This window comes from Chryseobacterium kimseyorum (genome assembly GCF_025971945.1).
Classification (GTDB): Bacteria; Bacteroidota; Bacteroidia; order Flavobacteriales; family Weeksellaceae; genus Chryseobacterium; species Chryseobacterium kimseyorum.
The window spans coordinates 24119-44311 of sequence record NZ_JAPDHW010000024.1 but is presented as its reverse complement, the minus strand read 5'-3'; the positions used below and the strand labels follow the sequence as shown (position 1 = coordinate 44311).

Sequence of the window (20193 nt, the reverse complement as noted above, 5' to 3'; positions counted from 1 at the left end):
ATACTTAATATTGTCTTCAATAATCACAAATTACATATTAAGAAAGTAAATATTTAATGTATTGATTTTCAATTATATAAACTGAATAATATTAGATTATAAATTTAAAAACAAAATTATTTCACTATAGAATGAAAATAACATATCTGTTTTTGCATTTCTTTTATTTGTGAAATAGATGTAACTGACTGTCCAAAACATTTTTTACATGACTCAAATCTCCCCCTTTCATTACTTTATTAGTACTAAAAAAAAGGATTTTTCGATCACTGGAACTAGTAATTTTGATCATTCTGATTTGAAGATCTACATTCATCCTTCCAATAATGAAAATTTAGTTTGCTCTAAGAATATTATTTTTTTTGGCGAATGTTTCGATTATGAGAATACATCTCAAGGTAATCGAGAAATCGTAGAATCTCTGCAAAAATTACATTTTAATGAAAAATTAGAAAAAATTGAAAAGCTGTCAGGATTTTTTATTATGATTATAGTGGAAAATGATAATACTTACATCCTTAATGATGCAACCGGTCAATTAGAAGTTTTCATCTGTCATGAAGATGCTGACTTGTATATCAGTTCTCAACCCAATATCATAGCAAAGATTTCCGGAAACAGCGACTTTCACGATAATTTACCTCCCTATATTGCTAATAAAAAAATAAATATTTTCAGCAAAACACCTTATAAATCTATTACAAAGCTTATTTCAAATTTTTATTACAACGTCACTGAGCGTAAATACTACAGATTTCCCCGAACATTGATCACTCAAAAGCTTAATAATCGGCAGGTGGCTCATTTGGTATTGAGTATCCTTCAGAATTCGATGAGCAGTATGGCAGAAAGAAAGAATTTAGGAATAGCAATAACTGCAGGTTGGGATTCAAGAGTATTATTTGCATCATCATTATCTATTTCAAAAAATATCAATTATTATGTATTAAATCATCAGTCAGAAAGTAGTAAGCAAGATGTTATCATAGCTCAGAAAATAGCTCAACATTTTCAAAAAAATTTAAATGTGATACATTATAATTTAGCTTCGGTAAAATTAGGTGATCAAATTACGGAGCTTTGGAAAGATGACGAGAGAATTCGTAAGATATCAACTGTAATGAATAATTACTATCCAGACACCTATCTAATTAATGGGAATGTCAGCGAGATTGCGAGAAACTTTTATGATCCTCTCCCGCGAAAAATATCGATTGATGATATCTGTTATATCATAGGAGTTAGAGGTGGAAACTATGAAAAAGAAGCTGTATCTCAGTGGTTCAGTGAAACAGATGATACAGTTCACCTATTAGATTCTATTTATTGGGAGCACAAAATGCCGAATTGGGCAGGTAGCAGCAAATCAATCTCGAACATTTATAATATCGTTATTTCTCCTTTTAACAATAGATACTTGCTGAATTTGCTTATTGCAACGAACAGACGTGATAGAGACAAATATTTCCACACTATTTATAAGCTTTTACTGGAAATAATTGATAAAAAATTAACCACCATACCGATAAATCCCACCAGAAAAAACATTAAAATCAGAGTAATGAAAAATCTACATATATATCCTGCTTATAGATATATATACTTTAAATGGCGAAAGCTTAAATTTTAATTTTAAATCCATATCTCAGAAGACTGATATATACAAAACATTTAATATACTTAATATCATACATAATTCTACTAGAAATTCTACCTCCTATAAAAATATCACAGTTTAAGCATGGCTTTATTATCTAAAGAATTTGTAGACTAACAGATTTAAAATTGTGGTATATACAGTAATTCACTACATAAAATTTAAAACCTTTATAAATTATCATGAAATCTAAAAAAATCTTAGTTTTAAACACCCTATTTGTTTCGTCATTTATTTTTGCACAAGAAACACAACAGCAGAAATTTAAGGTCGATGCCGGATTTGAGTTCAGAATTGTTCCATTTAACTTTAAGAATGAGGAAGGCTTGTACACCACCAATAAATTCTTTCTATACAACAGGGATAAACACTTGTCCGGTAACAGTATAAATGTAAGCATAGAATATTACTTCCTTAAGAACACAACAATTGGAATTAATCAAAGTTTCAGGTATGATCAGTTATATTCCGATAATAACCTGGATAATCCAAATAATTATTTTACAACTGATCAGCATATGAGAATTATTGCAGACACAGAAATTCAATTAAAACAATATTTTCCGTTAAAAAACATCAATCATCAGATTATTGCAAGTTTAGGTTATGGATTAATGAATAATAATACACTGTTCCACGTAACAGAAGTCTATGACCGAGATCCAAATGGTCAAATTAATTTTAGTAGAACCAGTGAAGTTGATTTTCAATTTCAAGCTTACAAAATAGGTGTGGGCTATAAATATAAAAGACTTGAAGCAATGATAGGGACCTACATCGTTGAAAAGGACAATTTTGATGATTATTCCAGTGGGTTCGGCATGCCTTTTCTAAAGTTGAGCTACAATATTGTGAAATTTTAAGTGCTAATTAAAGATTGATTGTGAAAAACTAAACAACCCTACTTCAATAGAGCTGTTACAAGTACATCGTCAAAACAGATCTAAAAATACCCGTGGATTATGATTATAGAGAGGAAAGTCTCTTATCCTATTAGAGTTAGTTGTTATCGCCATAAAATACTTACAATATTCAACTTCATTGCGAGATACGCCAAAATTATAATGTTACTCTTAAAATTAAAGGTGAAGATCCATTTCTTACAAGATATGTGTTTCCAAAAAAGATAGACTACCATTACAATATTGCCAATTGGGGAGTAAAGTCTGCGGCAAAATGTCGGATCTCTCCAATTGTTCCGTCCACAATTATTTGTTTTTAAAAAGTTTAAATTCTGTATGGTTTTATATTACATGTCAAGAAATGAGTTGATATGAACGTGACAAATATCTGAATCGATACGATCCTACGAATAGCACATTGTTGTAGTATTCAATAGACTTGTTCAATAAGTGGGAACAGCTTTGTTGTTAATAGAAAATCTCTGTAAAGCTCGACGTGCAAATGAATTGATATAGGAATGTTTTACTATGTATTAGTCATCAGGTAAAGTCGTAGGACTTTACAAGAAGTGTTATCATATTATTGAATTTTGGCTAGTTAGGTTTTTTGCAAATCCTTGTATAAACGATTCCAACAATTATACTTTTATTATTAAAGAAAAAACATATTAAATATTAAAAATTTATAGAATTAACATTATTTAGTATTTATAAATATCAATATAGTTAATTATATCTGTTATCCTTGACAAATCTACTTCTTTTCACACTATTTTATCATCCGTATTTTTACGGTATTTCAGTGATCATCTGAAATTGGGTGGTCAATATCACTGGAATTTAAAATCAGACAAACTAATTTATAATTTAATTAGATCAACTGATCTATACCAAGAGAATTAATAAGGATCAAATTTTCAATGAACTACATTTGCATCTTGTGAGGTTTCTGACTTTTCTATGCGGATTACCATTCAGGCAGGCACAAGGAAAACTGCAATCAATTCCTTGAAAACAATAAGAAAGAATATTGATAAAGCTTGAAATGTTTTTGCGTAGGTTCTGGGATTTCCAACCCCGGCTACCCAAAAAATTTTTTTTCGGCTGTGACAACAGTATGTATTTGCTATAGAGAAACGGGTAACCGATCAGTCAATTACGTTATATTTTTTTTCTTAGTGAAATCTACATTGTATGATAATATTATATATAAGCGTCTGTAGGCACGAAATTTGTTTGATGTTAAAAAGCATATATAACATAATATTTAATTTCATTAAAGGGAAATCTTCAAATTTTAAACTGAAGATTTCCCTTTTTTATAGAGATTACAGTCAGTGTTTCATTTTCTCTACTCAATCTTTATTCTGATATCAAAAATTGATCTCTAAGCACTTATTATAGACATGTTAATGAGGTATGATTACCGACAGTTTTCTTGTCCTATTAAACTTCTCTAATTCTATATTATCATGATATACATGAGATAACATTCTTGAGAGACAACACTCAAATAATGCAATTATGGATCAAGAACAATCCTAAAAGACGGAATAATTTCTTAGTTTTAAAGATAGATTTAGAGCTAGTAAAGATAATTGATGCAGACGTTGAAAGATAGCCTTCATCTGCCAAAAGAAAATTATTGGAACCTTATTATCAGAATTCCGCCATATGAAGTATTTACTTTTACCTATAATATATAAGCCAGATATTTTTTCCGGCTAATTTTTATTTTATCTAATAAATCTGAATTATTTTAGGAAGGCTTATCAACTTTATTCTTCCTTAAGAAGTAAAAGAGAATATAAATAGTAGCAGTAACTTTAACAAATGCTATTCTGTGTTAGCCTTATTTGTCTAAATGCCTCTAGTATGTCCAAAATTCTTCTGGAAACTCTTTTTTATATTCATCTTTAAAACTTCGCCAACATCAAAACCTGAAGGCTTTACTTCCGTAGATGTTCCTCGAGGATGTGAATGCACTCTTTGTTGGTGGATAGCATTTTTATTAAGGGAGATCCAGAATTGCTCGTTCCTAAATTAAACCGTCGCCAAATAATCCTTTTACACTAGAGCTTTCATTTCACTGTGTTGAGCACCTATAATATTTGCAGAAAACGGTGGTTTATTTTTTTTAAAATAAACAAAAATATATACCGTTTAATCAAATAATATTTATAAATTTGGCACTCAGTGCCATTTTAAATTAAATGAATATACTTGCAAATACTTTTCAACAAATTAAGCATGAATAAAAATGATAAAGCTCAAGCGCTTCGTGCAAAAATTGCCAACGCTGCAATAAAGCTCTTTTTAGCTGAAGGTTTTGACCAGATTACAGTTGATGCAATCGCTGCGGTCGCTGGTGTTTCCAGGCGCAATTTATTCCGCTATTTTGCCAGTAAAGAAGATATAGCCATTTTTTGGACAGAGATAACCGGCCCTCAATTGGTCAATCAGTTGCATGAGCATAGTGAAGATATCCGGAAGCAGCCTGTTCAGGCAGCTTTAGACGCAGTGATCCGCCATGTCGATCAACATAATGAACTTCACCAGGTTTCACTAGCAATGGGTAATTTAATTGAAAATACACCTTCCCTGCGGGCCCGAAATCATGAAAAATATTTAAGCTGGGAAGGATTAATGGCTGATGCTTTAATTGAAAAGGGCACCTACCCTATTTTAGGAAAAATGGCAGCTGCCATAGCCCTTGCCGGGCTTCGCCTTGCTGTAAAGGAATGGCTGGCCTGCAAAGGCAGTAAACCAATCGCAGATATACTCAAACAGGTGTATGAACCCTTTATTAATATCAAATTATAAAAATAAATTGTAATGAAAGAAATGCAAGGAGAGGTCATTATTGTGACCGGCGGCACAAGAGGCCAGGGTGAAGCTGAAGTAAGGCTTTTATCAGAATCAGGTGCAAAAGTAGTTTTCGGCGGACGCGATGTTACCGATGGACAACGCATCGCTGATGAACTGGGCAAAGATGTTCGTTTTGTACTCCAGGATGTAGGCATAGAAGCTGACTGGGTTAATATTGTTGCCTATGCCGAGTCGGAATTCGGTAAGGTGACTGGATTGGTGAATAATGCAGGCATCACGATTACAGGACCTATAACAGAGATCGACGCTGAAGAAGTGATGGCAAAATGGCGAACCAACCAGTTAGGCCAGCTTTTAGGCATGAAACATGTTGTTCCGGCTCTGAGACGAAACGGCGGCGGCGCTATTGTGAATATTGGATCTGAAGCAGGTGTGCGTGCTGCTCCAGGCTCTATTGCCTATTCAGGCAGTAAGGCAGCTATTGCAGCCATGTCCCGCACTGCTGCTATTGAATTAGCCGAAGATGGGATCCGGGTTAACGCAGTTATACCGGGCCCCATAGACACGCCGATGATTGAGCGGGCAGCAGGAGCTGGTGCAGCAGCAAAAATGGGAGCGATCATTCCTTTAGGACGTGTAGGCCAGCCGGAAGATGTAGCACATGCCGTACTTTTTTTATTATCTGGAAAAGCCGCCTTTATAACCGGAGCGGAGCTGGCAGTGGACGGAGGCCGCACTGCGGCAGCGTCCGGAAACTTTGAGCAGTAATATACAAACGATATAGGATAGCTGTGTTTGTAACCCAACACAACTATCCTTTATAATTCTTATTATAAAACGACCATTTGATATTTTGTATTCAGCTTGACCTATGATGTGGACATAATAGCATTATGGAATAACACAAAAGAAATTGAGATCAGTTATTACTCAGAAAATAAATACCTTCCTGACATTAATGTTATCATTTCAGAATGCATCAGAGGACGAGAGAAAGACACCGTAATGTTGCCTTTTTTTTATACTCGAAAGTATTTCTTTACAATATTTAAACAAAATTTAAGCTGAATACTTTTAATATTAGAATAGAAATCTGCCATATCAGTAAGCTCTATAAAGTGATTATTGTATATATCTAGTTTTAAAAAACGATTTTTACTTACTTATAGAGAATCAAGATAAACCAATAATAACCCATGTAGTTATTTACTACATGAACTTCCATTTTCAACAACGAAGAAACTTTTATTGCCGCCTTGGATTTGTAATGTTCAAAAGAGGACAATTAGACAAAAATAAAAATTCAATACTGTCATGATAAAAACAAATCGCAATCGCAGCCTTCACTATCGGAGCTATGATATTATTAGGAACTAACAATGTTCAGGCTCAGAATACAACCGCAACCACAACCGTAAATATTATTCTGAACAATGTAATCTCTATCGACGGAGGAAGTATTGCCGTTGCCTACAGCTATGCTACTGCTGCGGATTATAACTCGGAGAAAATAGTGGCTCAGGCTAACACTCTGAAAGTAACTTCAACAAAGAATTTTAATGTAAAAGTAAAAGCAGGCAGTGCGAATTTCATGAACGGAACCAACATGATCCCCGTAGATTTATTGACCATCAAAGTTGCCGCAGCTTCCGGAACCATAGGCGGATTAAAAGTGCTGTTGTCTTATGTGTAACGGATCAAAATTTAGTAGCAAATGCTCCGCTCGGAAGCGCCTTAACACTGAATTTGAACTATACCATCCCAGCAGCAAAATCATAATAAATAATTCTGAGCTCAGATAGCATAAACAGATTTTATGATATACTATATTAAGTCGTATGATATCTGGCAACTTTATTTTCGCCTTCAAAACCATTTTTTTCCTGATAGAGAATTCGATGCCCTATGTAATTAAGCTTATCCGTACAATTGCGTAGCAAAAGCATTTTTGCATGTTAATAAGCAATTAATTCAAATAATCTCTATTACCTATGTCATTTTGTACTCGTAATTTAAACTGTCTCGGCTCAAACTTTAAATTTGGAATTCTAACAATGATACTGTGGAATTGTTCTGACTTAAAGGAACAACCGAACAAAGATAATCCATCATTTCCGGTTTTTTCAACGCGTGCATCCGAATCAATCATTTATCAGGAGTTTCCTACTTCATTAGAAGGAAAAGAAAATGTACAAATCCGTTCACAAGTTGATGGTTATATCGAAAAGATTTTTGTGGAAGAAGGTGCATTCGTAAAAGTTGGACAACCTCTTTTCCGTATTGAATCCGGAATCTACAACGAAGATCTAAATAATTCTTCAGCTGCATTATCAGTCGCAATAGCCAACATGAGAAAAGCACAGATAGAAGTGGAACGACTCAGACCACTGGTAGCAACAAAAGTAATAGCTCCCATACAATTAATGACAGCAAAAGAAGAATATGAAGCGGCGAAAGCAACTGTGAGGCAAGCCACCGCAGCCAAAAAAACGTCAAGTATCAGAATGGGTTTTACCATAATCAAATCCCCTGTAGACGGTTACATTGGCAGACTACCCTTTAAAAAAGGAAGTTTCGTTTCATCAAGTGATCCTCAACCATTGACTACTGTCTCAAATGTTAAGGTAATATATGCATACTTCTCGGTAGGCGAACAGGATTTTGAAGCATTTAAGAACAAGTTTCCCGGGACTACAATAGAGGAAAAAATCAAAAATATGCCGGAAGTCGAGCTCATTACTGCGCGCAATAGCGTCTATCCTGAAAAAGGTAGAATTGATCTTATACTCGGTCAGTTCGACAAGACTGTAGGTACAATATCATTCAGAGCATCATTTCCAAATACTGGTGGACTTTTGCGAACCGGTAATACTGGTAGAATAAGATTAGCCGAAAAGCTTACAAATATTCTGAAAATCCCTAAAGAATCGACCTTTGACCAACAGGACAGATCTTTTGTCTTTATTGTGAGAGAAAATAATACCGTGACATCCAAACGCCTTCGGATAGTTGGGCAATCAACACATTACTATTATGTGAAAGATGGCATTCAGCCAGCAGAAAAAATCGTGTACAGTGGTATGGGCCTGCTTAGTGAAGGAGCCAAAATTACACCTAAGCCCTTTTCAGTTGACAGTCTTATTCTCACCCGTCATGAGTGATATCTTCGTCAAAACATCAGCCATTAAAGTAAAATAATCTTATAAGATTACGATAATTATGTTCAGAAAATTTATAGAAAGACCCGTATTGTCAACAGTAATATCGATCATATTACTGATATTAGGCATCCTTTCAGTATTTAATTTACCATTAAGCTTGTTTCCTGAGATTGCCCCTCCAAGTGTACAAGTCACGGCCTTTTATCCTGGTGCTAATGCAGAGGTAGTGGCCCGGTCTGTTGCAGTCCCGATTGAGGAGGCTGTGAACGGAGTCGAAGATATGACCTATATGACTTCAAGTTCGAGCAGCGACGGAAATATGATTTTGAACGTTTATTTCAAGCAAGGCACAGATGTCAACATAGCAGCAGTTAACGTCCAGGACAGAGTTTCAAAAGCAGAAAGCCAGCTTCCGCAGGAAGTTGTGCAGGCAGGTTTGGCTACTCAGAAAGTGCAAAACAGCATGGTAATGTTTATGGGGTTATACAGTGAAGATCCCGAAATGTACAATGAAGAATTTATCCATAACTACATACGTATCAATATTTTACCACAGATACAGCGTATTCCCGGTGTTGCCAGAGCACAAATGTTTGGATCTTCAGAATATTCGATGCGGTTATGGCTGAACCCAGAGCGACTGACTGCAAACAGCCTAACACCACAGGAGGTAATAGAGGCAGTACAAAAGCAGAATTTAGAAGCGGCTCCCGGTAAATTCGGGCAGAACAGCAAAGAAACTTTCGAATATACTTTAAAATATAAAGGTAAATTTAATCAACCGAAACAATATGAAAATATAATTATCAAAGCTAATCTAGACGGATCAATACTTAGGCTTAAAGACGTTGCCCGTGTGGAGCTTGGTTCGTACACTTACACTACGACTAATAGGGTGAACGGCAAACCTGCTGCTGGTTTTGCCATTCAGCAGGCAGCAGGTTCAAATGCTAACGAGATGATTGATCAAGTAGAGAAAACTAAAGAAGAATTTCTGCCAAAGCTGCCAAAGGGACTGAAACCGGCATATCTCTATCACGCCAAAGAGTTTTTGGATGCATCCATATTACAGGTTGTCGAAACACTGATCATTGCATTTATCCTTGTTTTTCTAGTGGTCTACCTTTTTCTTCAAGATTTAAGATCTACCTTGATCCCCGCAATAGCAGTACCCGTAGCAATTATAGGAACATTCTTTTTCCTACAGCTATTAGGATACACCATCAATATGCTCACATTATTTGCCCTTGTTTTAGCCATCGGGATCGTAGTTGATGATGCAATTGTAGTTGTGGAAGCCGTACATGCTAAAATGAACAACAGCAATCTTAATGCAAAGGAAGCATCTGTAGAATCAATGAATGAAATCTCAGGTGCGATCATATCAATTACACTAGTTATGGCTGCAGTATTTGTACCGGTAGGGTTTTTGGAAGGACCTACAGGAGTTTTTTACAGACAGTTTGGATTTACTCTGGCCATTGCCATTTTCATATCCGCAATCAACGCTTTGACTTTGAGCCCTGCGCTATGCGCATTATTCTTAAAAAGTGGCCATCACTCGTCTGCAGCTACAGACGGAAATCGAAGTTTTGCGAAGCGATTTTTTACTGCTTTTAATGCCAGCTTCAACCACTTGAACAACCGTTATGTCGGGGGTGTCCGTTTTTTGGTAAGAAGAAAATGGCTTGCGCTTGGTATACTTTCATTAATTTTTACAGGATGTGCAATACTTTTAATCAATGCACGAACAGGTTTCATCCCCGAGGAAGATAATAAAATTATCGGTTTCTCTGTAAATACGCCGCCAGGAACGTCCTTTGATCGAACTGCTGAAAAGGTGGCAGAAATAGAGAATATGATAAAAGATGATGAAGCAATAGAAAACCTGTGGATAACAGATGGACAAAATGCAATGGGCAATACTTTTTCTTCTTCTTTTTCTAATGGGTTTATCAGGCTGAAAGATATTGAAAAACGCGGTGAAAATCCAGATGTGTCTCAACTGATGGAAAAACTAACCCAAAAAGCCAGTAAGGTGCAAGGAGCTACAACCTTCTTTTTCGCATTTCCCACTGTACAGGGATTTGGGAATTCCGTAGGTTTCGAGTTTATGTTACAAGATAGAGCGAGCGGTTCTTTGGACGACTTGGAAATCACTGCACAGCAGTTTACTAACGCCCTAAAAAAACGTAAGGAAATAGGCAGTGTTTTTACAACATTTTCTACAAGAAATCCACAATATGAGTTTGCTGTTGACTTTGATAAAGCCGGACAGCTGGGAGTTGATGTTAGCGAACTGATGAGAACCTTACAGATTTATTATGGCAGCAGCTTCGTTTCAGATTTTAACCGATTCGGAAAATATTATAGGGTAATGGCGCAGGCTGATGCTGTTTTTAGGGAAAATATAAATTCGCTGGACGGAATTTTTGTTAAGAACAAATTTGGTGAAATGGTACCTGTTAAAACGCTTGTAACATTCGAGCGTACACACGGACCCGAAACTGTAACACGGAATAACCTGTTTAACTCGGTGATGTTTAACGGTACACCAAAACCAGGCTTTAGCTCTGGTGATGCGATACGTGCCATCAAAGAAACTGCAACAGAATCGCTGCCACGTGGATATATGTATGAACTGACGGGTATCACTAGAGAAGAAGCCGCCGCAGGGTCTCAGGCAGTGCTTATTTTTATGTTAAGTATTATATTCGTTTACTTTCTTCTTGCAGCCCAATATGAGAGTTATATACTTCCGTTATCCATTATTCTAAGCATACCAACCGGTGTACTTGGTGTTTATGGCTTTACAGGTATGGCAGGAATAGATAACAATATTTACGTGCAGTTAGGCCTTATTATGCTTATTGGTCTGCTTTCAAAAAACGGGATATTAATAGTGGAATTTGCCGTTCAAATGAGAAGGTCAGGCATTGGCATCATAGAATCCGCGTTGGAAGCCAGCAGATTGCGACTAAGACCAATTATAATGACGTCGTTTGCTTTTATTGTTGGAATGCTACCTCTCATCTGGGCTACACGCGGTGCCGCAAACGGGAATCACTCCATCGGTATCAGTACGGTAGGCGGAATGCTGACCGGCGTGACCTTCGGAATTTTTATAATTCCTGTCCTCTACATAATTTTCCAATATCTACACGAGAAAGTGTCGGTACAAAATAATCAACTTCCCAAAACTAACAATAACAAATAATATGAGATTTAAAAATATAGCGTATTACGGCTTGATTGCTATCATCAACCTTATGATGATATCTTGTAAAGTTGGATCACAACAGTTACATTATGTAAAATTTCCAGAGAGATTTTACCAGTCCGAAAACAGATCAACAGATACCTTAACAATAGCCAATCTTAGCTGGCAAGAATATTTTGAAGATAAAACGCTGCAGGCATTAATCAAAAAAGGGGTCAACAATAATTACGATCTGCTGATTGCCATTAAAAGAATCGAGACTGCGCAGGAAAGATTAAAAGCTGCCAGAATATTACAGCTACCTACTGCCACTGTTGCTGTTGCTGCAAAATCAACCTCACCTTCTGACAACAGCCTTGAGGGCATAAGTCTGAATAATTTCGTGGGTCAAAAGCATATTGAAGATTATATTGCCGGCATAAACTTAAGCTGGGAAGCGGATATTTGGGGGAAAATAAAATCGCAGAAGGATGTTTTACTCAAACAATATCTACAAACGTACGAAGCAAAAAAAGCAATACAGACACAAATAGTGTCCCAAATTGCTCACAGCTACTATAACTTGCTGATGCTTGACACACAATTAGAAACTGCGAAAAAAAATCTCTCACTTAACGATACTATATTTACTGTAACCCAACTGCAATATCATGCCGGAATGGAGACAAATCTTGCTGTGAAGCAGGCAGCCGCACAGAAGCAGTTCGTGGGAACGCTTATACCGCAATTGGAGGAACAAATCGCCTTAGAGGAAAACGTCCTTAATATACTCACCGGAACAAGCCTTGAAAAGGTTTCAAGAAACGGCATTTTATCAGAAATACAACTTCCTAATATATTACAACACGGTGTTCCGGCGGATTTGTTAAGCAATAGACCAGACATACGAGACTATGAGCTGTCAGTAAAAATAAGGAATTCAGAAGTGGGTATTGCCCAAGCCAATACGTACCCCAGCCTAAATATCTCTGCATCCATAGGTGTAAACTCTTTTAGGGCCAGTAACTGGTTTCAGACCCCTGCGTCATTATTTGCCAGTATTATGGGTGGAATTGCTCAGCCACTGCTTCAAAAGCGAACGCTGAAAACAAATCTTGCGGTGGCAAAAATAAACCGAGATGAAGCTGTTCTGGAATTCAGGAAATCAGTCTTGGATGCGGTGCGCGAGGTTTCGGATGCTTTGGTAAGGAGCGAAAAATTAAAAATTGAATATCGCGAAACAGAACAATATTCCAAGATTCTCCAGTTAGCGATAAATGACTCCAAACAGTTATATAAAAATGGTTTAGCCAATTATATTGAGTTGATCATGGTACAAAGCAACGCATTGAAGGCTGAACTTGCTCTTGCTTCTGTACGGCGCAGGCAGCTCGGCGCCTGCGTCGATCTCTATCGTGCGCTAGGAGGTGGATGGCGATAACATTACTCGTTGACGATCCAGCTTTTAAATTCAGATGCCTTATTCTTGCTTATGTATATTCTTTCCGGCACCTCAATGTTTAAATTCAGCCATAGACGGCTATCGAACCACACAGTAATGTTTTGGACACTATTTCTGGAGACAATGAACTGCTTGTTGGCACGGAAAAAAAAGCTGGGATTTAAAGTTGTATAAATCTGGTCAAGTGATTTTGAATAAACGAAACTTCTTCCATCATTTGTAAAAACACGTTCTTTTATCGGTTGTGTAAAAGCAACTTATATCATATACGTTAACAGGGATTAATTGGTCATTGTTTGGCATCAGCAGTTTGTCTCTATATCTTAACTGCGGGCTGATTGTATTAATTTGTTCAATTTGTGCGTATCGGTCTGCGGCGCCAAGCTTATTAAATTTATTGAGCGCCCGGACCAGATCAGTCTCTTTGAGCGGCTTTAAGATATAATCAATACTGTTTACTTTAAATGCCTCTATTGCATATTCGTCGTAAGCCGTAGTAAAAATGATCGGAATTTCTACAGGCAAAATATCGAATATACTGAATGCGGATCCATCCGATAAGTGAATATCAAGAAATATAAGATCTGGAACAGGATTTTTCTGAAGCCAGTTTACCGTCTGAACAATACTTTCAGTATTTCCAGTGATCACTATCTGTGGATTTACCTTAGTCAGCATATCTTTTAAATTTTCGAATGCGGCGGTTTCATCTTCAACGATAAATACTTTCATCATGTACTATATTAATGGTAACATTACCGAAAAGGTTTTTCCGTCGTTTTCAATTCTGATTTTTTTCAGCATAAGCAAAGTATATCTGTTTTCCAGATTTTCCAATCCTGTCCCATTTGTTACAGGCTCTATAAGTTTGGGTTGTATAGGGTTCGATATGGTAAGTTCTGATTTATTATTTATATAGATATTTACCACCATTTTATTAAGACTGTCAATTACATTGTGTACAACGATATTATCAATTAAAGGCAACATTGTAAGAACAGGAATTTTGTAATTTTTATGAAGTTCCTCTATTTCAATATTAAACTCAAGTTTATTTGCAAACCGGGTTTCCAGCATATATTTGAAAGCACCGATAAATTCTATTTCATCCTGTAAATTGACAACACATTTTTTTTCGCTCTGTAAAATGTAACGGAATACATCTGACATTTTTGTGACGAATGATAAAGTATCATCATCATTACCCTTACGTATCAGCGACGATATTCCGTTTAGTGAATTAAAAAAGAAATGAGGATTAATCTGGTTTCTTAATGCATCATATCTGCTCTGAAGGTTTTCAGTTTTCAGTTGTTCGATTTGTCCCTCCTTTTCAAGCTGGTCGTTAAACATCATTAAAGCATGTCCTAAAAATGTTGAAAGTAAATAAACGATAAAGTACTGCAGTACCAAAATTCCCGCGGCGGTACGAATCATACCTGTCCAATAGTACATAATAAGGACGAGAAAACCGTATGCGAAAACAACAATGACCAAATTACATTTGGCTCTGTGTCTGAGATTGCGATATTTGATTTTTTTTAGGTTATATTCCAGCAACAGATAAATAATAGATGCAAAAAAGAAATAATCAAAAAGGAGAAAGGTTTTTTGGGCATCGGTTACTGAGTTTGATGGTTGTGCAAGTTGCCAATTCATACATATGATGTCGGGATACACTATAAATAAGCTGCTAAGCAAGCATAAGAATAGCAGTTTTGTGCTCGTGATATTTTTTATCATATTTATCATCAATATCGATTATATAATACTTTTTGCCATACTTTCATCATAAAGCCTGCAAAATAAATGATTTGATCAACTTATAAAACAGTGTATTCACTAAAGCGAAAAAACTGCACATCAAAACGAATAAAAAGTAATAAGTTACTTGAGTCCTAGCTGAGCTGTACCACAATTCCCTCCTTTGACTTTCCTATTTCAGACATTGCGCTTATAGTATCATTAAAATTAAAAAGTTTTGCTTTTGGAGGATTGATGTCGCCTCTCCCTATAAGTTCAGAGAGTTTTTTAATGGCATCCTGCTTTTCTTCTTCCGTTCTTATAGTATTTAATGCACCCATAACAGCGTATCCTTTGAACATAATATGTTGAGGATTCAGCTCCGGCCAACTTCCGCCGGCAAAGCCCACTAAGATGACTCGTCCTTTGTAAGCAATAGCGTTGATAACAGATTTATGAGCTTTTCCACCTACGGTATCATAAATTACGTCGACTCCCTTATGATCTGTCAGTTCCATTATTTTATCAATCAACTTTTCATCGGAACTATTGAGTACAACATCAGCACCTTGACTTATACAGAATTCTTTTTGTTCATCGTTTCTTATAACTGCAATAACCTTTGCACCCAAAGCCTTTCCAAGCTGCAAAGCCGCCGCTCCTGTACGACCCGCCGCTCCTAAAACTAATAATGAGTCACCGTCTTTAATATCACCCCGATTTACCAGCCCAACGTATGCAACGTGATAAGTTCCTGGGAACGCAGCAGCCTGTTCATCACTAAGCTTGGTGGGAAAAGGCAAAACTGTAGTCTTGGAGCAAATAGTATAATCAGCGACAGCCCCATATCCTTTACCATAGTATTCACTTGTTCCCAATACCTTTGTTCCTTCGATAAAAGGAAAATCAGCTCCTGTCTTTTCTACTATTCCCACAAACTCTTGTCCGGGAGTTATCGGTGGGTTTGTAACAAACGGATAATTACCTTCCACTGCAAGTTTGTCAGGCAGTCCGATGCTTGACACAATTACCTTAATAAGTGCTTCACCTTTTTTTGGTTCAGGTACAGGTATATTTTTTATTTTTAAAACTTCACTGATTTCACCAAATTCATCAGCCTGCCAGCTTCGCATTAACTTATTTTCCATATATTAAATATTTAGATCCGTTCACTATTGTTCTTTAAAATTAACAGTTTGCATATTCAGCCAATTCAATTTCCAACTGTTAATAATTAATGTTTATTTTAATGGAATCCCATTAATTGACCTATAGATATTGACTGCTTTGTCATCAAAATTGTCAGGATAGTTTGTTGTTACCACAATGTTCATATATTCTTCACCTAATTCTGCAATTTTTTCATTGGAAAGATCACGATTGATGACCGTCTGTTTTTTGTCTGATTTTATAATAGCCTCGGCCATTTCTTCGATGGTCAGATCTGTACAATAGGGGGGACTTCCCGGTTGTTGACGCCATGAATCTATCAGGGAACCAGCATCATAACTGTCAAAGCCTGTTTCATCGATAATCTGAAAAGCTATTTTTTTCCAATCCTCATTGTCTGATGATACGGTAAGCGCGATTCTTCCAGAAGTCCCATGAGGTTGTCCGTACTTTCTGAAACTATGTGTTACAATATTGTTAAATGCTTTTACCACCGGTCTTCCGATCTGCTCAGAGACCCAGACACTGTGTGGTTTTCCATTTTCTATTTCTTCAATAATGCCATCGCGATGTGGGAAATAATTCATTGTCTCAATAACGGGAACGTTTTCATTCAGGTCACTAAATAGATTTTTTGGCAGTTCTGCAACTTTTCCAAATGGAATAGAAATAATGACCACATCGACATTCGTTGTTGCATCCCTCAATTCAACTGCTGTGATAGCCTCGTTATCAGCAAAAGCAATAGTGTGGGCACCGCGAGAATTAGCAACAAATATCTGATGTCCGTATTTGCTTAACTTTTTTGCTAGAGTTTCGCCAATTGCGCCAGCGCCAATAATGCCTATTTTCATATTTTTGATTTAAAATTACTATTAATAAATGTTTGCTTTATTTATTATGCTTCGAACAGTTAGCATTAATTTTTAGAATACTTCGTTCCTTTTAATGTAGAAATTTTTCTTTTTTATGATAGATGTTACTAATCACTATAGAATTAATATTATCTGTGATAGATAAACCTATTTGAAATAGGTTCTCTACCCATTTTAATAGAATCCCGATTGCATCTGAATCTGAATATCCGAAAAAATACCAAACATCATTTTAAACTTATTGGAAATATCTAATGTTTCCTGATTGTTCTGCAAACATACCAAGATAAGTTTGAAGAATACCAGCCAAACCTTGATCGGTTAGCAAAAACAGAAATGTTTGTGCATACATACCTATATCACCTGCAACTCGCACATTTTCGCCGGCCGATGGTATAAAAAGTAGTGCAACATGTGGAGCTCCAAAAATAGTGAGGTTTTATCAGCTGCTTCTTTGCTCTCTTTTTCATCATCTCTCTTTATACCAACCATTCATAATATGCTTTACCTTAATCTTGTAACCTTTCCAAATATTGCTCATTATAGTCATTTTAATCAAATGTGAAATTCAGATTAAAATTACCAGTAGTATTAGCATCATGTAAAGCTTGGGAAAGTTGACGAAGCTTTTTGCCTGAAACGATATGTACTACCCACGGCTGGGTATTACAATTAGATGGTGACTGTTGTGCATTTATGTGCATATTTTCAAGACATCTTCAGAAATTGGAGTGGATAAAAAGCCTTTGCATGATTTTCGTAAGTAAATGACCTCTTTAGATATTAAGTTTATATCCGCATTGGATACTGAAACATCTTTTGGTTGTACTATTATATTTTAAAAATTTAAACTGCATAATAACAAAATTACAATAAATAACTTTACATTTTATAGTACTTTCCTTTAGGAAAGTGTGTTTTCGAAAAAATACAGATTTAGTCAATAGCTAATTATAACCGGTATTATAATATATTTGTACTGATAATGATAGATGGCAAAAAACTTATAATGACTGCTTTAGTACAGTAAAACTTGTAAAAGATGCGTTGATGGTTATTAATGAAAAGTGGGAAGTTGACGATTATTATTTCAGTTAGTATAGAGAATCAGAGATTTACTGATATTCAAGATCGTATTGTATTAATTACTCCAATAGTTTTAGCGAAAGAACTTAAGGAATTGGAATAGCATAAGCTCATTAAAAGAATAATGATCAACGATTATCCAGTGAAGATTATTTATATATCTGAACCGTATGCCGAAACATTTACACCTATTATCTATGCTTTGAAAGATTGGGGAATTAATCATAAAAAAGTTGTATCTGATTAATAGATTATTATAATTATTAGTCTGTAATATTACCCGTTAAATAAGTCTCAAAAAACGATCAAAATAAAATTTTATATTAGTAGCAAAAATGGCTTTGCGAATATCATAAAGTTTGGATTGACGCAATGCGTAAATTTTGAAGTTATTTGCAATCTTAAAAAAGCCTAACAAAATAGTCCCAATCCTACATTAATTCTTCCTAAGAAGGTATATTAAATGGACTAATTTTTAATTTGAAAATAATCTCAAAAAATGATTAGATATGCTAATAGATTGCGCAGCAAGAATATATCTTTGAGTATATCTGTAAAAATTTAATATGAATGTCTTTAATAACGAAATAGAAATCTTTAAAACTGAAATCCATAACATCTATAAAGCTTACCGCTTTTCTCATTTTGGACTGTACAATTTGAGAAGTGTTTTTAATGATTATAAAAAGAAAAACAAAATTGAGAATTTTAAAATTGTAGATCAGGAATGTAATATTGAGATAAAGTTTTCTGAGCTAGATATGGAGGAAGCAAAAGAGCACGGCTTTTATCAAATGATAATGGCTGGTAATACAATAGTAATGATTTATAATTTATGGGAAGATAATTACAGGACAATATTTGCTAAATGCTTAGGTTATACAAATAAAACTGACCTAAAAAATAACCTATTTGGAGATTTAGGGAAAATTAGAAATGCAATCGTGCATAATCACTATAAACGTACTTCAGATATTGATAAGCTTGAAATATTAGGATTTTTATTTCCAAATGATAGATTTATTTTGGATAGTTTTGCTGTCCATGACATATACGTAAATGCACTGAAAGCTTTGGAGTTAATGAAACAACCATCAGCAAATTAAAATAATAACCTCTAAATAATCTTAAAAAACGATTAATTTATCTGAATGGTTTACTTTTCATGAGACTCAGTAATTTAACACGTCATTGATTAATTTTCATAAGTCTTCCCTACAATATTGATAATAAGTAAAGCAAGAAAACTCTTGCTTTACTTATTATCATAATATTATCGTAGATCCCAAATGCCTTTTTCTTTCAAATAGTATCCCTCAACTTTTTTATAAATATTTTTAAATGTAATTTTTCTACCATTTACAAGTTTTTCTTCCAATAATACATTTAAATCATAAAATGAGTAGGAATTATCTTTGTAAAAAAGACGAGGTTCATTATAAGGCTGAAAAAAATAAACTGGACTGAAATTCCATTGTGCCAATGGACAAATTTTATGTAGATCTTCACCTAATAAATATAACATTGGGATAAATATTTTTTTTTATCATTGTTAGATAAGGTGTTTGAAAATTTCTCCAAATCATCATAAAAGGTCCTATCGTCGAATTTAGTTCCCAAATTAAATAAAATCTCCACCATTTTTTCCCTCGTAAAATTTTCCATGTTCAATAATTCTCTATAGATAAAGTAGGGAGTATTATTTTCAGGCAAAACAGGAAATGAATTGTTGGAAAACATTTCATCATAATCCTGTTTTGCTATTATTAAGCATCTTCCATCATTTAAATTAGGAAATACAATTAATTTATTATCATTTATAAATAAAGAAGTACTTTGATTGAAGTCTGAATATTTATATTCTGTCATTTGTCCAACATCATATTTCAATGATTCTTCAAAAGTTATGACTTCATAATTCTTTGAAAGATCTTTTTGTGCATCCATCATATTAAAAATCATTATTAATATTATAATTATCTTTTTTTTCATCCGAAATTTTATTTTAATACTGTTGACGGTGAATTTCCAAGAATACTATTAAATCTAACTTCCATTGCTCCTGATATAATTCTATACGATGACTGCCAATGAATTACAGTTAGATTG

18 protein-coding genes are annotated in these 20193 nt (G+C 34.9%); 10 read left to right on the top strand and 8 right to left on the bottom strand.

Translation table 11 applies throughout. The annotated features are described in order from the left end of the window. Positions 1-208: 208 nt before the first annotated feature. The 8 genes from OMO38_RS19285 (at position 209) to OMO38_RS19250 (ending at position 13189) form a co-directional block, all read left to right on the top strand. Positions 209-1630: a hypothetical protein gene (locus OMO38_RS19285; protein ID WP_264751812.1), complete on the top strand. Its 1422-nt coding sequence runs from the start codon at positions 209-211 to the stop codon at positions 1628-1630. A 209-nt stretch (positions 1631-1839) separates the two neighbouring features. Then, on the top strand, positions 1840-2520 hold the full coding sequence (locus OMO38_RS19280) for a hypothetical protein (RefSeq protein WP_264751811.1): 681 nt from the start codon (positions 1840-1842) through the stop codon (positions 2518-2520). A gap of 2289 nt (positions 2521-4809) precedes the next feature. Further along, entirely contained in the window at positions 4810-5382 is a 573-nt protein-coding gene (locus OMO38_RS19275) for a TetR/AcrR family transcriptional regulator (protein WP_264751810.1), read from the top strand. Between the two features lie 12 nt (positions 5383-5394). Then, entirely contained in the window at positions 5395-6156 is a 762-nt protein-coding gene (locus OMO38_RS19270; protein WP_264751809.1) for an SDR family NAD(P)-dependent oxidoreductase, read from the top strand. A gap of 589 nt (positions 6157-6745) precedes the next feature. Then, on the top strand, positions 6746-7081 hold the full coding sequence (locus tag OMO38_RS19265) for a hypothetical protein (protein ID WP_264751808.1): 336 nt from the start codon (positions 6746-6748) through the stop codon (positions 7079-7081). A 361-nt stretch (positions 7082-7442) separates the two neighbouring features. Continuing rightward, positions 7443-8549, top strand: a complete 1107-nt coding sequence (locus tag OMO38_RS19260; protein ID WP_264751807.1) for an efflux RND transporter periplasmic adaptor subunit — start codon at positions 7443-7445, stop codon at positions 8547-8549. A 58-nt stretch (positions 8550-8607) separates the two neighbouring features. Beyond that, entirely contained in the window at positions 8608-11766 is a 3159-nt protein-coding gene (locus OMO38_RS19255; RefSeq protein WP_264751806.1) for an efflux RND transporter permease subunit, read from the top strand. A gap of 1 nt (position 11767) precedes the next feature. Next, positions 11768-13189 (top strand): efflux transporter outer membrane subunit, encoded by a 1422-nt coding sequence (locus OMO38_RS19250; protein ID WP_264751805.1) that lies wholly within the window; start codon positions 11768-11770, stop codon positions 13187-13189. Between the two features lie 2 nt (positions 13190-13191). Here the strand turns inward: OMO38_RS19250 and OMO38_RS20360 are convergent, their stop codons facing one another. From OMO38_RS20360 to OMO38_RS20355, 6 genes are all read right to left on the bottom strand, one after another. Beyond that, positions 13192-13386: a LytTR family transcriptional regulator DNA-binding domain-containing protein gene (locus OMO38_RS20360; protein WP_406567338.1), complete on the bottom strand. Its 195-nt coding sequence runs from the start codon at positions 13384-13386 to the stop codon at positions 13192-13194. Between the two features lie 37 nt (positions 13387-13423). Beyond that, the gene (locus tag OMO38_RS19245; protein WP_264751804.1) at positions 13424-13945 is read right to left on the bottom strand and encodes a LytR/AlgR family response regulator transcription factor; all 522 of its coding nucleotides are present in this window, start codon (positions 13943-13945) and stop codon (positions 13424-13426) included. 3 nt (positions 13946-13948) lie between these two features. Then, complete coding sequence (locus tag OMO38_RS19240) at positions 13949-14869, bottom strand: sensor histidine kinase (RefSeq protein ID WP_264751803.1); 921 nt, start codon at positions 14867-14869, stop codon at positions 13949-13951. 239 nt (positions 14870-15108) lie between these two features. Further along, a complete protein-coding gene (locus tag OMO38_RS19235) occupies positions 15109-16101 on the bottom strand; it encodes a quinone oxidoreductase family protein (RefSeq protein WP_264751802.1) in 993 nt (330 codons plus the stop codon). 93 nt (positions 16102-16194) lie between these two features. After that, positions 16195-16977, bottom strand: a complete 783-nt coding sequence (locus OMO38_RS19230) for an NADPH-dependent F420 reductase (protein ID WP_264751801.1) — start codon at positions 16975-16977, stop codon at positions 16195-16197. Between the two features lie 572 nt (positions 16978-17549). After that, a complete protein-coding gene (locus OMO38_RS20355) occupies positions 17550-17702 on the bottom strand; it encodes a nitroreductase family protein (RefSeq protein ID WP_406567337.1) in 153 nt (50 codons plus the stop codon). Between the two features lie 506 nt (positions 17703-18208). Between OMO38_RS20355 and OMO38_RS19225 the strand changes: the two genes are divergently transcribed. After that, positions 18209-18331 (top strand): hypothetical protein, encoded by a 123-nt coding sequence (locus tag OMO38_RS19225; protein ID WP_264751800.1) that lies wholly within the window; start codon positions 18209-18211, stop codon positions 18329-18331. Between the two features lie 319 nt (positions 18332-18650). Further along, positions 18651-19190, top strand: coding sequence for a hypothetical protein (locus OMO38_RS19220; protein WP_264751799.1), 540 nt, complete (start codon positions 18651-18653; stop codon positions 19188-19190). A gap of 167 nt (positions 19191-19357) precedes the next feature. On the opposite strand, the gene OMO38_RS19215 is transcribed toward OMO38_RS19220, so the two are convergent. Continuing rightward, positions 19358-19609, bottom strand: coding sequence for a hypothetical protein (locus OMO38_RS19215; protein WP_264751798.1), 252 nt, complete (start codon positions 19607-19609; stop codon positions 19358-19360). Further along, positions 19594-20076, bottom strand: coding sequence for a hypothetical protein (locus OMO38_RS19210; RefSeq protein ID WP_264751797.1), 483 nt, complete (start codon positions 20074-20076; stop codon positions 19594-19596). The genes OMO38_RS19215 and OMO38_RS19210 overlap by 16 nt, the downstream gene beginning before the upstream one ends. Positions 20077-20193: the final 117 nt, after the last annotated feature.